This is a genomic window from Streptomyces cyaneus, from assembly GCF_004028635.1.
In the GTDB taxonomy this organism is placed as follows: Bacteria; Actinomycetota; Actinomycetes; order Streptomycetales; family Streptomycetaceae; genus Streptomyces; species Streptomyces cyaneus.
On sequence record NZ_RQJW01000005.1, the window covers coordinates 473,886 to 488,352 of the forward strand.

Genomic DNA, 14,467 nt, shown 5'->3' on the forward strand with positions numbered 1-14,467 from the left:
GACACGTCTCCCCGTTCGTCGTTCCTCGTGTCGACCGATGTGCCGGTCGACGTGTTGTTCCGACGTGCTTCAGCCTCGCCGCGGGGAAGAGCCACGAGCAATATCACCGATGCCCAGATCGGGCCGTCCCAGCTTTGGCATCCGGGCTTGAAAGCCGCAGGTCACGCCGTGGATGCGGGCCTCCGGCAGTGGAACGCCGCGAGCGATCGGTGGTTGACATGCTCAGACACCGAGGGGAAACATGAACCTGACTTACGAATCTGAATTCATATATCGGAGGCTGCGATGAGCTCGTACGGGAGCCGACCCCTCGGCCGCGGTCCGGCCAGACCGCAACAGCGGCGCAGCCAGGAGACCCACGCCGCGCTGCTGCGTGCGGCGGACGCCGGCTTCAGCACCGACGGCTGGCGCGGCACCTCCGTCGAGCGGGTCGCGGCGGCGGCCGGCACGTCCGTGGGCAGCGTGTACACACGCTTCGGCAGCAAGCGCGACCTGCTGCTCGCGGTGGTGGGCGAGCGCCTCGAGGAGATCACCGGCCTGGTCGAGACGACCGAGTTCACCGAGCTCCTGCACGACCCGGTCGGCGGGCTCAGGGCGACCGTCGCCCTGGTGGTGACCCGCCGTCGCGGGGCCGCCGGGCTGCTGACCGCATGGGCTGACGCGTGCATCGATCACCCTGAGATGCGCGAGCTGGAGACCGGCATCCGCGACAGCATCGTCAAGCAGTTGCGCGACCGCCTGGAGCTGCTCTCGGCGCACCCCGGGATGCGCCCGGAGATCGACCTGGACCAACTGGCCATCGCCGTATGCGGGTTGATCGAAGGCCTCCACCTGCCTCCGTGGACGAGCCTCAGTGACGAGGAGGCCACCGACATCTGTTCCCGGCTCATCCTGCACACCTGCCTGCGCGACGACGCCCTCCCGACGTCCTAGCGACAGCCCGGCAGCCAAGCCGCACACCCCCGGCCCCCGCACCTCCCCGTTCGCCGGCGCTCGTCGGGCGCAAAGCCATGCCCCCACGGAAAAACGAGGTTACCCATGAGCGACAAGCTGACCGCGGTCCCCGACCGGGACGAGGGATTCGCCACCCCGCCCGGGGACGAAGAGCAGAACCCGACGGGCGGGAAAGGAAGGAAGAAGGAGAAGAAGGAGAAGGAGAAGCCGTCCGGCGGAGGGACGCCCAAGCGGATTCTCCTCATCGCCCCGCTGCTCTATCTCGGAATCCTGAGTGTCCTGCAGTTCAACTTCACGCGTATGCACGACGCGCTCGTCCACATCCAGGACGGCACGACGTCGGGTCTCGCCCTGACGAACAAGCAGCTCAGTGACACCAACAGGAAGTTGAGCACGACGAACAGGCAACTCAGCGAGACGAACAAGAAACTGAACTCGACCAACGAGCAGTTGGGGACCACGAACAAGCAGCTCAGCGCCACCAACGCGCAGTTGGGGACGACCAACAAGAAGCTCAACGCGCTGGGCGACCTCAAGCAGCGGATGCTGCTGCTCAACCAGAACATGACCGCCATGCGGGAGCTGATGAAGCCGCTGCCCGGAATGGCCTCCAAGATAGCGAAACTGAGCGATCAGATCACTGATCTCAACGCGAGCGTCAGCGCCTTGGAGAAGGACGCCTCGTCACTGCCCACGGTGGCGAAGAACGTCCAGAACATGAAGTCGAGCATCAAGGATCTCTCCAAGCAGATGGGCGGCATGAACGGAACGCTGACCAGCATGTCGGAGGACCTCGACGACATGGACCAGCGTCTGAAGATCATTCCCAAGCTGCCCAACTGACCCGGGCCGGGGACGACGAACGACCGAAAGGAAGACTGTGTTCTACGGGGTGGAAGAACGGGTGGCGGAACCCGTACCGGAACTACCGGGACCCGGACCAGAACCGGAACCGGAACCGGAAGACCAGGAGCTCACGGTCGCGGACCGCGAACGGGCCGCGCTGCTGGCCAGAGCGGTCGCACCACGGGTGGCCGCCCTGGCAGGAGCGATCTTCGACCGGACCGGTCCCGACGAGTCACACCTGCTGCACCGCGTCACCCAGTGCCTGCGCATCGGGCTGACGACATGCCTGCACGAACGGCCCCTGACCAAGGACGAGCGCCGCGAACTCAGCCGCGTCGGAACGGCGATCGCGGCCTCGGGAGCACGACCGCCTGCCCTCGTCGGCATCCACAGCGTGCTGTTCCTCGGGCACGGCGAGGCCCTCCGGGCCTGCCAGGAGAACGCCCTGCCGCCGTCGTTCTCCGCTCGCCTGGAAGAGGGGGCCAAGCGGCTTCTCCCGCTCAGCGAGGAAATGGCGGGCTGCATCGCCGACGGATACGCGGAGGAGCGCTTCGGCCGCGGCCGGGCGACGCAGCCGAGGCGCCCTGTCGACGCCCTGTGTTCCCTCATCACCGGGCCCACCGACTCCTGGCGGCGCACCTACCTCACCAAGATCGTCCAGAAGAGCGGTCTCGACGGCATTTTTCCCGCCGTCATGGCCATCGCACAGGGACATGTCGGCACGGCGACCGAACCGACGACCCTACGCATAGGAAACTCCGCGAACATCGTCGTCGCCCCCGTCGCCGCTCCGGATCCGCACACGCTCATCCTCTGCCCCGCCGCCAGCACCGGCCCCTTCATGCTGTGGCTGCGCCGGACGGTCACTACCACCACGGTGCACACCCGGGCCGTCACCTTCGAAGAAGCGCCCGCCCGTTACACGGCGACCCGCGACATCCTCACCGCCGGTGACCCGATCGACCACGACGAGCGTTTCATCGATGCCCGAAGCCTGTTCTGGCACCGCATGCTGAGGAACCAGCGCATCGAGAACGTGGGCGACTATGTCGAAGAGGTGATCGGCCCCATCCTTCGGCTGCCGGAAACACAGCGCATCCCCCTCCTCGAGACACTGCATTCCCTCGACAAACACAACGGATCCGTACGCGCGGCGGCCGCGTCCCTCAACATCCACGAGAAGACACTCCGCTACCGCGTCGGCCGTATAGAGGCACTCACCGGCCTGAACGCCCTCACCAGAAATCACTGGCCCCAACTCAACCAGGCATGTGAACTTTTCGAGAACGTCATGAGCCGGTCCGCCTGAGCGGCTCCCCCCGCCCACCTTCCCGCAGAAACCGCAGGTCAAGACATTGATCTGCGGTTTTTGTCATGCCCCGCGGCACTTGCGCCGCGAGTCCGGTTGTAGGTCTTGAACCCTGCTGGTGATCGTCTCGAAAGGCCTTGGTGATCATCTTGTGGTGTACATGGATCTCGGGGCTTTAGTGGACGATGGTCGATGCATGTAGCTGCGATACGCGTTGTGCGTCTATGCGCGTTAATGCTGCGTAAATGCATAGGGGGAATCTTTACATGCCGATACGTAACGGGCGGCAAGTGACCGGCGAGTCCCGTCCCTGCAACGACCTACCCGATGACCCGATCGACGACCTCACCGACGCCCTGCCCGACGAAGAACGCATCGCGTTATTGGCGAGCATCGTCGCTCCACGCGTGACAGCGCTCGCCGGATCCATCTTCGACCGGGCCGCTCCCGAGGATGCGCACCTGCTCCAGCGGATCGGGTGCTGTCTGCGCATCGGACTGGGGGCCTGCCTGCAGGAGCGGCCCCTCCATGACCGGGAGCGCCATGAGCTCCACGGAGTCGGGGAGACGATCGCCGCGTCCGGTGGGCGCCCCCCGACCCTGGTCGTCATCCACAGCGTCCTGCTTCTCGGGCACAGCGAAGCCCTCCGCTCCTGTGACGAGAGCGGGTTCTCCGGCCCCGTGATGACCCGGCTCGAACATCACGGAAAGCGGCTGCTGGAAATCAGCGAGGAGATGGTCGGCCTCATCGCGGACGGATACGCGGAACACCGCCGCGCCCGGCACCACGGTGGCGAGCATCATCGGCCGATCGACGCCCTGTGCACCCTCATCACCGAACCGACCCAGTCGTGGCGGCGCTCCTACCTGACGAAGCTGGTCCTGGAGAGCGAGCTGGACTCGTTCTTCCCCGCGTCCATCGCCGTCACCCGTGGCCACCTCTTCGAGCACACCGAGGCCACGACCATCCGGATCGGCCGGTCCGCCGAGGTGATAGCCGCGCCGATCCGGGATCCGGAACCGCGCACACTTCTGCTGTGCCCCGCCGAGGACATCGTCCCCTTCACCAAGTGGCTGCGCCGAACCGTCACCTCCACCACCGTGTACACCCGGGCTGTCACCTTCGAGGAAGCGCCGGCCCGTTACACCGCGACCTGCGAGGTCCTCCCCCTCAGTGACTCGATCGACCAGGACGACCGGGTCATCGACGCCAAGCGACTGCTCTGGCACCGCATGCTCGCCAACCAGCAGGTCGACTACGTCAGCGACTACGTCGAAGAAGTCATCGGCCCCATCCTGCGCCTCCCGGAGGGCCAGCGGACCTCTCTGCTGGAGACGCTGCAGTCCCTGGACCGGCACGACGGATCCGTCCGCGCTGTCGCCGCCGCCCTGAACATCCACGAGAAGACGGTCCGGCACCGCACCGGCCGCATCGAGAGCCTCACCGGTCTGAACGCCCTCAGCAGAGCCCACTGGCCCCTGCTTCACCGTGCGGCACAGCTGTGCGCCATGTTCCCCGCGGTCCTCGAACTGTGGGACTCCTTGTTCTGAGAACCCGGATTCGAGTCGGGCGCCCGGCACAGACCGGGCGCCCTTCTCACGTCGCTGCCCTCAAGTCGTTGCTCTCACGTTCCTGCTCACATGTCACTGCTCATGTCGCAGCTCATGTCGCAGCTCACGTCGCAGCTCACGTCGCCACGCAACTCACCGTCGGCACCCCACCACCCCCGGGCGCGCCCCCGAACCCGAAGCTCGCCGAACCTCCGGCCGCGATCGCCCCGTTGTGAGCGGCGTTGGTGGCCGTGACGGTCGACCCGGTCTGGGTGTACGACGCGTTCCACATGTTGGTGACCTGCTGGGAGCCTGGCCAGGTCCAGGTCACCCGCCAGGACTTGAGCGCCGTGGCCCCGGAGTTGGTGACTTTCACCTCGGCGTTGAAGCCGCCGCCCCAGTCGCTGCTGACGGTGTAGACGGCGCTGCAAGCGGCCGTGCCGCCGCCCGGGTCGGGATCACCGCCGCCCCCGCTTCCGCCGCCCGGAAATCCCGGCGCCTTGATGCTCGCCAGATACCCGTCCTTCACGGTGTCCACGGTCGACCAGTCGTCCTTCAGGATCCCGCCCGTGTCACCGGAGTTGGGGTTCCAGGACCAGAACGTCCAGTGGAACGAGTCCGCCCCGTACGTCGACGTCGACCTCAGGTACGTCACCAGCGCGGCCAGCCACTTCTGGTCCACCGTCGACTGGAGCGTCGTACCGAACTCGCCGACCCACACCGGGGCGATGTTCTGCTTGAAGATGTAGCCCCAGTACCTGTCCCAGACGCCCGGCATGTTGTCGGGGAACGCCGGATCGCTGAACCAGGACTGCTGGGCCACGCTGGTGGCGTAGTCATGGGCCGAGTACACGAGCCGGTTCGGGACGTCGAGCTGCACCGGGTACTGGGCCACGCCCATGAGGTTGCCGCCCCACCAGCCGTTCACGCCGTTGAACGACTGGACGCCCTCGACCATGATCAGCAGCTCGGGGTTGACGGACAGGACGGCGTTCCCGGCGCGTTGCGCGGCGAGGCGCCAGTCGCGGGTCGTGTCGCCGCAGCCCCAGCAGGCGGGGTCGTGGGGCTCGTTGTGCAGATCGATGCCGATGACGGTGCTGTTGCCCTTGTAGCGCGCCGCCAGTGCCTTGAGGTTGGCGATCCAGGTCGACTCCGGCACCGCGCTCGTGTACCAGAGCGCCGACTGGCCGCCCGCGTCGGGGCGATGCCGGTCGAGGACGATCTTCAGGCCGGCCTGACCGGCGTACGTCACGATCTTGTCGAGGACCTGCAAGGACGTCAGCCCCTGCAGGTCGGCGTTCTTGCCGTCGGCGTAGTTGATGCTGTCCGGCATGGTGCCGGGCTTGAGGATGTCGTCGCTGAAGGGCAGGCGGAGGGTGTTGTAGCCCAGCGACTTCATCTGGTCGAGCATGCTCTTGTAGTCGCGGGTCCACAGGCCGTGGACGACGTGGTTGCCGGTCTCGAAGCCGAACCAGTTGATCCCGGCGATACGGACCGGCTGCCCGGACGCGTCCAGGATCTGCCGGCCGCTGGTGTGCCAGTAGCCGGCGCCGGCCTGTGCCTCGGCCGCCCGGGCCGGCTGCGTGCCGGCTCCGGTCAGCGGTAACAGGAGCGCGGCGGCCACCGCGCACAGCGCTCTTCGCAAGCTGCGGAACATGTCCCTTGTTCCTCTCGGGGAGGCGCGGCCCCGGAATCGATGGGAGCGCTCCCATGCACCGCGCATCTCCCAGGAAACTGACGCACCATGGGCACGTCAAGGAGATGCGCGGCATTGAGGGGCCCCGTCACCGGCTCAGCTTCTGGAACCTCCGCACCGCGAGCGGCAGGAAGATCGCCGTCAGGATCACCGGCCACACCCACGCCATCAGCAGCGCATGCTGCTCGACCCAGGAGTCCCCGCCCCCGACCGGCGTACCGAACAGCTCACGGCTGGCCGCGGCGGTGGACGAGATCGGGTTCCAGGCCGCCACCCAGCCCAGCCAGTCGGGCATCAGCTGCGGTGCGACGAAGATGCTGGAGATCATCGTGAGCGGGAAGGCGACGGCGAACAGGCCACCGGCGGCCTCCGGGTTGGGGACCAGCAGGCCCAGCCACACCCCGATCCAGATCAGCGCGAACCTCAGCCACAGCAGCAGGCCGAAGGCACCGAGGAAGCCGAACCCGCCGTCCGGGCGCCAGCCCATCGCGAAGGCCGTCAGCATCATGATCGCCAACTCGGCGCAGGCGGCGAGCAGATCGGTGATGCCGCGCCCGGCGACCACCGCGGACGAGGCCATCGGCATGGAGCGGAACCGGTCGATGACGCCCTTGGTGGAGTCGTAGACGACGAGGGTGGCGGTGTTGATGAAGCCGAACGCCATCGTCATCACGAACATGCCCGGCATCAGGAAGTCCTTGTAGTCCCCGCCGCCGGGCACCTTCATCGCGCTGCCGAAGACATAGCCGTAGAGCAGGACGGAGAGGATCGGGAAGCCCAGCTGCCAGGCGATGTTGACGGGTTGGCGCTGGTAGTGGGTGAGGCCGCGGCGGACGATGTTCCAGACGTCGACGAGGGTCCAGTACAGGCGGCCGTGCGTGGCCGGGACGGTCAGGTCTACGGCGGTCATGCGCGGGCCCCCTTGTCGTGCTTCTCGTTCTTGTCGTGCTTCTCGTACTTCTCGTTCGTGTCGTTCTTGTCGTGCTTCTCGGTGCGGTGTCCGGTCAGGCGCAGGAAGACGTCGTCGAGGCTCGGCCTGCGCAGCCCGATGTCCTCGACCTGGACGCCTTCGTCCTGCAACGTCCGCGCGACCTCGGTCAGCGCGGACACCCGGTCGATCACGGGCGCGTGCACCCGCAACTCGCCTTCCTCCGTCTCGGGTTCGCCGTCCGAGACGCGGGCGATGACCTTCGCCGCCCGCGGAATGTCGGTCCGTTCGGCGACGACGACCTCGATACGGTCGCCGCCGACGAGGTTCTTCAGCCCGTCGGGGGTGTCGTCGGCGATGGCCCGGCCCTGGTCGATGACGGTGATGTGCGAGGCCAGCTTGTCGGCCTCCTCCAGGTACTGCGTGGTCAGCAGGACCGTCGTGCCGTCGGCCACCAACGCCCGCACGGAATCCCAGACTTCGCCCCGGCTGCGGGGGTCGAGCCCCGTCGTCGGCTCGTCGAGGAAGAGGACGGCCGGGGCCAGGATCATGGAGGCGGCGAGGTCGAGGCGGCGCCGCATGCCGCCGCTGTACTTGCCGACGCCCTTGTCGGCGGCGTCGGTCAGGTCGAACTGCTCCAGGAGCTCCACGGCGCGCACCTTCGCCCGCCTGCCGCCCAGGTGGAAGAGCCGGCCGAACATCTCCAGGTTCTGCCGGCCGGTGAGCACCTCGTCCACGGCCGCGTACTGCCCGGTGAGCCCGATGCGCGCCCGCACCTCGCGCGACTGCCGGGCCACGTCCAGACCGGCCACCGTCGCCCGGCCGCCGTCCAGCCTGATCAGCGTGGACAGGATGCGTACGGCGGTGGTCTTGCCCGCGCCGTTCGGCCCGAGCAGGCCGTGCACGGTGCCCTCGCGGACGGCCAGGTCGAAGCCGTCGAGGGCGCGCTTCTCGCCGTAGCGCTTCTCCAGTGCCTCGGCGCGGACGGCGTATCCGTCGGTCATGGGTCCCCCTTGTCTCGCCCACCTCGGTAACTGAGTACACCGTACCCGATTACGCGTACGGCGTACCCAGTTATTTTCCGGGGAACTAAGCTGCACCCATGACGAGCAGTTCGGAGACCAGCGGCAGCGGCGACATCGCCCGCACCCTTGAGCTGCTGTGGGACACGGGCAGGCGCCCCAGCCGAGGGCCGAAACCGACCCTGAGCCTGGACCGGATCGTGGAAGCGGCCGTCCAGGTGGCGGACGCCGACGGCCTGGAGGCGGTGTCGATGCGCCGCGTCGCCACCGAGCTCGGCACCGGGACCATGTCGCTGTACCGGTACGTCCCCGGCAAGGCCGAGCTGCTCGACCTGATGCTGGACCGCGTCCAGCGCCCCTCCGAGAACCCGGCCGACCTAGGCGACGGCACCTGGCGCTCGGCCCTGGAGGCCATGGGCCGAGCCACCCTCGACCTCTACCGCCGACACCCCTGGCTGCTCCAGGTCAACCAGTCCCGCCCGATCCTCGGCCCGAGCGCTCTGGACGGCATGGAGAAGGTGCTCGACCGCATCAAGCCGATGGGCCTGACCGACCCCGAGCTGGTCTCGGCGATCATCATGATCGACGCGTACGTCGTCGGGGCCGCCCGCACCCAGCTGTACCAGCGGGAGGCGGAGCGCCGGACGGGCCTGACGGACACGGAGTTCTGGCAGGCCCAGGCACCCATGCTGGAGAAGATCATGGCCTCCGGCCGCTACCCCCTGCTCGCCTCCCTCGACGAGGACACCTGGGGCCCCGACTTCGACCACTTCGAGTTCGGACTGCAACGCATCCTGGACGGCCTTGAGGTCTTCGTCGCCCGGCGCGGGGAGACATCACCCCCGGCGCCGTAACCGCTCACCTGCGGCGCACCAGCCGCCGGAACCCGAAGACGACGACGCAGGCGACGAGCACGGCGATGGCGCCGACCTTGAGGTCGCCGGTCCGGCCGCTGTCGCCGTCGTCCGAGGAGGCCGAACTCCCGCCATCGGCCGACGAGTCGGAGGAACCGGCATCCCCGGGGGCGTCCTTCGCCACGACGTTGCTGTTGGCTCCCTCGCTGCCGAGCATGATCTTCGTGCCGTCGGTGGAGTAGGAGAGGGACTCCCCCTGGCCCAGGGGCACGCTGATGCGCTCCAGCCGCTTGAGCTTGCCGCCGTTCCAGTCGTAGGCGATGCCGCCGAAGTAGCCGCGCACGGCGAGCGTTTCGCCGTCCGGGGAGAAGGCGGCGTCGGTGGCCCACATGTCGACCGGGGTGATGGGCTTGAAGACGTTCGTTCCGCCGGCGGAGAGCTTGGCCGGCGACTCGTACAGGTGCCCGCCGTCCTCCTGCTTGTCGATGATGTAGACGCGCCCGGTCTTGGGGTGCACGACGAGGGACTCGGCGTCGCGGGGCCCGTCGGAGTACTTCACCACGTACTGCGTGGCACGGACGGTCTGGTCCTTGAGCGTCTTCGGCTCGGGCAGCCGGTAGACCCACACATAGGGCCACTCCACTCCGTCGTTGTCGCCGATGTCGCCGACGTAGATCTCGTTCCCCGGCCCCATGGCGATCGCCTCCACGTCGCGCGGGGTTCCCACGCCGGTCATGGTGATCGTCGCGACCGTCTCGCCGGTGCTGCTGTCGACGGCGTAGAGGTAGGCGCCCTTGTCCTGGTCGTTGTGCGTCCAGTAGATGCCGGGGTGCTGCCGCGACGCGGCGAGGCCGCTGGACTCGGTGATGCGCGGGTCCTTGATCGTGAAGTCCTCGTCGCCGTCGGCGGCGGAGGCGGGCAGGGCGCACGCGCCCGCGAGCAAGAATCCGGCGAGAAGGGCGATCGGTCGGCGCATGCCCCAAGCCTGCCATCCGGCCCGCTGGTTCGGAGGCCGGGTCGGCAGCGGGGTGAACCGTTCAGGGCGTGTCAGGCTTCACACCCCAGCCGCCCCTACCTATCGGTAGCGATCGTCCATCATGAGCGGATGCTCAGGTTCATGCCCGTCGGCGACTCCATGACCATCGGCAGCGCCGGCGAACACACGTGGCGCTACCGCATGTGGCAGCACCTGCGTGAGACGTACGGCGGCCCCTTCGCCCTCGTCGGCCCGCGCGAGACGCTGTACGACAAGGCGCTGGACGCGCCCACGTCGTACGAGTACGCCGACCCCGACTTCCCCCGTGCCCACCTCGCCGGCTGGGGCGAGGGCTGGCTGCACATGGCCCCGCTGATCGGCGAGGCGGTGCGGGCGCACCGGGCGGATGTGCTGCTGGTGTCGCTGGGCCTGATCGACCTGGGCTTCTACACGAACGCCGAACAGACCGCGGAGAACGTACGCGGGTTCGTGGCGGCGGCGAGGGCGGCGAACCCGAAGGTGCGGATGGCCGTGCTGCCGGTGATCCCGAATGTCCGCGCCGCATCGGACGCGCCCTTCGCCACCGAGGTCACCCGCTTCAACGAACTGCTGGCGAAGGCGGTGGCGGACCTGGACGAGCCACGCTCGCCCCTGCTCCTGGCCTCCCCTCCCTCGTCGTACGACATCCACCTCGACACCTACGACGGCACACACCCGAACGCGAGCGGCGAGCACAAGATCGCGGAGGCCTTCGCGGACGCGATGTATCAGGCGTGGGGGTTGGGCGAGCCGTACGAGGTCGCCTGACGGTTGGTCGCCTGACGACGCCTCCCTCAGAAACCCACGTCCGCCGCACGGTACGTCGGCGGCCGGGGCCGACCCGAGCCATGGCGTGGCCGCCGCCGCGGTGCCGAGCGCGAGGGCGCTTCGGCGCGTGGGGTTCATCCGCTCCATGGATCTCGACGCTACGGACGTAATCGCCGTAACTCGCCCCGGCTCTCCCCCGGTTCTGCGCGGGAGGCCTCCCCACCCGGCCACGGGGGACAGCCGGAACAGGAGCCCATTGTCCGAGCTACGCTTCCCTCACGTTGATCAGATTGATCAGAGAAGCGAGACGCAGAGAGCAGGTGCGCCGATGAGGAAGGGCCGCTTGGGCATTTGGATCGGTGGGGCACTGCTCGTGGGATGGCTCACCACCATTGTCGTCAGCATCAACAACGAGCCCCCAGGTGGAGCCCCGAACCTGAATGCCCTCGAAGAGCACACCGTAACGGCATTGCACAGCCAGGACGCGGATGAATTCCAGCTGCTGTTCGCCGAGGACAGCGTCGCCGACGACTATGCGGCGAACTACCTGGATCGGCTCGGTAAAACGGCCGCAAATAATTCCCGAGGAGCGGTTAAAAAGTCCGCGGACGCGACCTTCATCGTGGTCGACGGCCCCGGAACCTGCACGGCCTGGCAGGTGGTCGAAACGGAAAAGCGCTGGTATCTCGACGGAACGCCGCCCGTGCTCAACACATTGTGCAGCAACAGTGAAAAGCGGCGATAACAACTTGCCGGGTAAGATCACCGATCATTAGCGTCGACTCCGACCGAGCAACTCAATTGCACCAAGGGGGAGTTGACGTGCTCAATCGCACGCGTACCGCCATCATGGCCGGGGCCTGTCTGATCGGAGCCCTGTCCATGTCGCCGCCCGCATACGCCTCGGGCAGCGGCTGCACCGGAAATCCGGGCAGCAGCGGATCCAAGTGCATATCCGTCACGGGCACCAAGCTCAAGGTGAAGACGGTCAAGACCACCCTCACCAAGAATCACGCCGACGACTGTGGCAAGGCCACCATCACCATCGGCTCCTGGAAGAAGACCAGCGGCAAGATCTGCAGGGCCCGGGAGTTCTCCTGGGGCCCCATCACGGTCAACAAGTCCTTCAGGGACGGCACCAAGGCGTGCGCCAGCTGGTCCAACTACCCGCGGGGCAAGGCCTGTGTGACCATCCACGACTGATCCACGACTGATCCACTACTGATCCGCTAGGGAACAGGACGGAACCGGCCGGAAATGGGGTGCGGGGTGGCCGCAAGGGTCACCCCGCACCCATGTCCTCTTCTAGAACATCCCGTTGTCGTTCGCCGAAGTCTCCGGCACGTCCTGCAGCACGTCCCAGTGCTCGACGATCTTCCCGTTCCGCACCCGGAAGAGATCGACGACCGCCATGCCCCGCTCACCGGGCACGTTCACATAGTGGCTGTGCACCGCCACCAGGTCGCCCTCGGCGATCACCCGCTTCGGCGTGACCGTCAGCCGCGGGAACGCCTCGAAGTAGCCGCCCAGCCCTGACTTCACGCCCTCCACTCCGTCGGCGATCGTCGGGTTGTGCTGGTGGTACTCGGAACCCCAGTACCGGTCGACGGCGGACAGGTCCTTGTGGACGAGGAGTTGGTCGAAGGCCTTGGTGACCAGCTTCTTGTTGTACGCCGTGAGCCAGGCCGGGCCCGGCTGCTCGGTGCGCGGCCAACTCTCGGTCGAGAACATGTCGTTGCCGTTGGCCGACGACTCCGGCACGTTCTGACCGACATCCCAGTGCTCGGCGATCTTCCCGCCCTGGAACCGGAAGATGTCGAAGACGGCCTGCCCCCGCGCGCCCGGCGTCGCGACCACGTTGGAGTGCACCAACACGAGTTCGCCCTCGGAGATGACCCGCTTGATGTCGTACCGGAAGTCCGGGAACTGCTGGTGGATCGAGACACCCAGGTTCTTCAGCGTCTCGGCGCCGTCCGGCGCGAGCGGGTTGTGCTGGATGTAGTCCGACCGCACGAAACGGTCCACGACCTCGGTGTCGCCCTGCTCGAACACGCCCTTGAGGACACGGACGGCTACGGCCTTCTGGTAGCCGAGGCGCGCGTAGTCCGAGTGACCGGCAAAGGAATCCGAGTGACCGGCGAAGGCAGCGGCGGACGCGGCGGAGGTGGCGGAGGCAGGCGCGGCGGCGACAGCCGGCACGGCGGCGGCGCCGAGCAGGGCGGCCGAGGCCAGTGCGGCGACGAGGGCCCTGCGGGCAGGGGAGGTGGGGGTGGGGGTCACGACGCTCTCTCTCCAAAGATTGAAAGTTCAAGCTAGTGCTAACCAAAGGAAAGCACTAACCAGCGGTTAGCGTCAAGATCGCTTGCATAGAGCGCGCTCCAAGCCGTTGGCTGAGGGCCATGAAGTACACGCAACTCGGACGCACGGGACTCAAGGTCAGCCGCCTCGTCCTCGGCACCATGAACTTCGGTCCGCAGACCGACGAAGCGGACAGTCACGCGATCATGGACGCGGCGCTGGACGCGGGCATCAACTTCTTCGACACGGCGAACGTGTACGGCTGGGGCGAGAACAAGGGCCGTACCGAAAGCATCATCGGCAACTGGTTCGCGAAGGGCGGCGAGCGGCGCGACAAGGTCGTCCTCGCCACCAAGGTCTACGCCAACATGGCCGCGGACGGCGAGGCGTGGCCCAACCACGACAAGCTGTCGGCGGTGAACATCCGGCGCGCCGTGGACGCGTCGCTCAAGCGGCTGCAGACCGACTACATCGACGTCTACCAGTTCCACCACATCGACCGCGCCACTCCCTTCGAGGAGATCTGGCAGGCCATCGATGTGCTGATCCAGCAGGGCAAGATCCTCTACGTCGGCTCGTCCAACTTCCCCGGGTACAAGATCGCCCAGGCCAACGAGATCGCCGCCCGCCGCGGCGGCACCATCGGCCTGGTCAGCGAGCAGTGCCTCTACAACCTCTTCGAGCGCCGCGTCGAGATGGAGATCATCCCGGCCGCGCAGGACTACGGCCTCGGGGTCATCCCCTGGTCGCCGCTGCACGGCGGACTGCTCGGCGGCGTCATCAAGAAGGAGGTCGAGGGCGCACGGCGCACCTCCGGTCGAGCCGCCGAGGTCCTCGCCGACCCGGCCGTACGCGCGAAGATCCAGGCGTACGAGGACCTGCTCGACAAGCACGGCCTGGAGCCCGGCGAGGCCGCTCTGGCCTGGCTGCTCACCCGCCCCGGCGTAACCGGCCCGATCGTCGGCCCGCGCACCGCCGGGCAGCTGGAGTCCGCACTGCGGGCGGCCGAACTGGAGCTGAGCGAAGAACTGCTGGCGGGGCTGGACGAGATCTTCCCGGGGCCGGGGCCCTCTCCGGAGGCCTTCGCCTGGTGATCTGCCGGGGGTCCGGGGGTTGCCCCCCGGGAAAGCACAGCCCAGGTCCCGGGCCGTCCACGGAGGCTTTTGCCTGGTGACGCCTGCTTCCCAGGGCGCCGTTCCATCGAACGGTTGAACAGGAAGCCAGCGG

General features: G+C 67.6%; 14 protein-coding genes. 9 read left to right on the top strand and 5 right to left on the bottom strand.

From position 1 onward, the window contains the following. Positions 1 to 285 precede the first annotated feature (285 nt). From EHO50_RS20715 to EHO50_RS20730, 4 genes are all read left to right on the top strand, one after another. The gene (locus EHO50_RS20715) at positions 286 to 933 is read left to right on the top strand and encodes a TetR/AcrR family transcriptional regulator (protein ID WP_128431892.1); all 648 of its coding nucleotides are present in this window, start codon (positions 286 to 288) and stop codon (positions 931 to 933) included. Between the two features lie 105 nt (positions 934 to 1,038). Beyond that, entirely contained in the window at positions 1,039 to 1,797 is a 759-nt protein-coding gene (locus EHO50_RS20720) for a hypothetical protein (protein ID WP_128431894.1), read from the top strand. A gap of 61 nt (positions 1,798 to 1,858) precedes the next feature. Further along, positions 1,859 to 3,109, top strand: a complete 1,251-nt coding sequence (locus EHO50_RS20725) for a PucR family transcriptional regulator (RefSeq protein ID WP_128431897.1) — start codon at positions 1,859 to 1,861, stop codon at positions 3,107 to 3,109. Between the two features lie 266 nt (positions 3,110 to 3,375). Then, positions 3,376 to 4,659, top strand: coding sequence for a helix-turn-helix domain-containing protein (locus tag EHO50_RS20730; RefSeq protein WP_164904893.1), 1,284 nt, complete (start codon positions 3,376 to 3,378; stop codon positions 4,657 to 4,659). Positions 4,660 to 4,795: 136 nt separating this feature from the next. Here the strand turns inward: EHO50_RS20730 and EHO50_RS20735 are convergent, their stop codons facing one another. The 3 genes from EHO50_RS20735 to EHO50_RS20745 form a co-directional block, all read right to left on the bottom strand. Further along, complete coding sequence (locus tag EHO50_RS20735; RefSeq protein ID WP_128431901.1) at positions 4,796 to 6,316, bottom strand: cellulase family glycosylhydrolase; 1,521 nt, start codon at positions 6,314 to 6,316, stop codon at positions 4,796 to 4,798. Between the two features lie 127 nt (positions 6,317 to 6,443). Then, complete coding sequence (locus EHO50_RS20740; RefSeq protein ID WP_128431903.1) at positions 6,444 to 7,265, bottom strand: ABC transporter permease; 822 nt, start codon at positions 7,263 to 7,265, stop codon at positions 6,444 to 6,446. Then, entirely contained in the window at positions 7,262 to 8,287 is a 1,026-nt protein-coding gene (locus EHO50_RS20745; RefSeq protein ID WP_167517975.1) for an ATP-binding cassette domain-containing protein, read from the bottom strand. The genes EHO50_RS20740 and EHO50_RS20745 overlap by 4 nt, the downstream gene beginning before the upstream one ends. 98 nt (positions 8,288 to 8,385) lie before the next feature. Here EHO50_RS20745 and EHO50_RS20750 point away from each other — a divergent pair, with 98 nt between their 5' ends. After that, the gene (locus EHO50_RS20750) at positions 8,386 to 9,159 is read left to right on the top strand and encodes a TetR/AcrR family transcriptional regulator (protein WP_128431906.1); all 774 of its coding nucleotides are present in this window, start codon (positions 8,386 to 8,388) and stop codon (positions 9,157 to 9,159) included. A gap of 4 nt (positions 9,160 to 9,163) precedes the next feature. Here EHO50_RS20750 and EHO50_RS20755 read toward each other — a convergent pair whose 3' ends face one another. Further along, positions 9,164 to 10,135, bottom strand: a complete 972-nt coding sequence (locus EHO50_RS20755) for a WD40 repeat domain-containing protein (protein ID WP_128431908.1) — start codon at positions 10,133 to 10,135, stop codon at positions 9,164 to 9,166. Between the two features lie 129 nt (positions 10,136 to 10,264). On the opposite strand from EHO50_RS20755, the gene EHO50_RS20760 reads away from it, so the two are divergent. The 3 genes from EHO50_RS20760 to EHO50_RS20770 all read left to right on the top strand — a co-directional run bounded on the left by EHO50_RS20760 (position 10,265) and on the right by EHO50_RS20770 (position 12,145). Then, positions 10,265 to 10,942, top strand: a complete 678-nt coding sequence (locus tag EHO50_RS20760; RefSeq protein WP_128431910.1) for an SGNH/GDSL hydrolase family protein — start codon at positions 10,265 to 10,267, stop codon at positions 10,940 to 10,942. 343 nt (positions 10,943 to 11,285) lie between these two features. Then, a complete protein-coding gene (locus tag EHO50_RS20765; protein WP_128431912.1) occupies positions 11,286 to 11,687 on the top strand; it encodes a hypothetical protein in 402 nt (133 codons plus the stop codon). 77 nt (positions 11,688 to 11,764) lie between these two features. Continuing rightward, positions 11,765 to 12,145, top strand: a complete 381-nt coding sequence (locus EHO50_RS20770; RefSeq protein WP_128431914.1) for a hypothetical protein — start codon at positions 11,765 to 11,767, stop codon at positions 12,143 to 12,145. 102 nt (positions 12,146 to 12,247) lie between these two features. On the opposite strand, the gene EHO50_RS20775 is transcribed toward EHO50_RS20770, so the two are convergent. Further along, positions 12,248 to 13,222: a nuclear transport factor 2 family protein gene (locus EHO50_RS20775; RefSeq protein WP_128431917.1), complete on the bottom strand. Its 975-nt coding sequence runs from the start codon at positions 13,220 to 13,222 to the stop codon at positions 12,248 to 12,250. Between the two features lie 119 nt (positions 13,223 to 13,341). Between EHO50_RS20775 and EHO50_RS20780 the strand changes: the two genes are divergently transcribed. Then, positions 13,342 to 14,334, top strand: a complete 993-nt coding sequence (locus EHO50_RS20780) for an aldo/keto reductase (RefSeq protein ID WP_128431919.1) — start codon at positions 13,342 to 13,344, stop codon at positions 14,332 to 14,334. The last annotated feature ends 133 nt before the right edge of the window (positions 14,335 to 14,467 follow it).

Excerpts from the sequence above, each read along its gene's own strand:
- EHO50_RS20760 (WP_128431910.1), top strand. The coding sequence starts at position 10,265 with ATGCTCAGGTTCATGCCCGTCGGCGACTCCATGACCATCGGCAGCGCC.
- EHO50_RS20750 (WP_128431906.1), top strand. The coding sequence starts at position 8,386 with ATGACGAGCAGTTCGGAGACCAGCGGCAGCGGCGACATCGCCCGCACC.
- EHO50_RS20715 (WP_128431892.1), top strand. The coding sequence starts at position 286 with ATGAGCTCGTACGGGAGCCGACCCCTCGGCCGCGGTCCGGCCAGACCG.
- EHO50_RS20740 (WP_128431903.1), bottom strand. The coding sequence starts at position 7,265 with ATGACCGCCGTAGACCTGACCGTCCCGGCCACGCACGGCCGCCTGTAC.
- EHO50_RS20780 (WP_128431919.1), top strand. The coding sequence starts at position 13,342 with ATGAAGTACACGCAACTCGGACGCACGGGACTCAAGGTCAGCCGCCTC.
- EHO50_RS20730 (WP_164904893.1), top strand. The coding sequence starts at position 3,376 with ATGCCGATACGTAACGGGCGGCAAGTGACCGGCGAGTCCCGTCCCTGC.
- EHO50_RS20745 (WP_167517975.1), bottom strand. The coding sequence starts at position 8,287 with ATGACCGACGGATACGCCGTCCGCGCCGAGGCACTGGAGAAGCGCTAC.
- EHO50_RS20735 (WP_128431901.1), bottom strand. The coding sequence starts at position 6,316 with ATGTTCCGCAGCTTGCGAAGAGCGCTGTGCGCGGTGGCCGCCGCGCTC.
- EHO50_RS20720 (WP_128431894.1), top strand. The coding sequence starts at position 1,039 with ATGAGCGACAAGCTGACCGCGGTCCCCGACCGGGACGAGGGATTCGCC.
- EHO50_RS20755 (WP_128431908.1), bottom strand. The coding sequence starts at position 10,135 with ATGCGCCGACCGATCGCCCTTCTCGCCGGATTCTTGCTCGCGGGCGCG.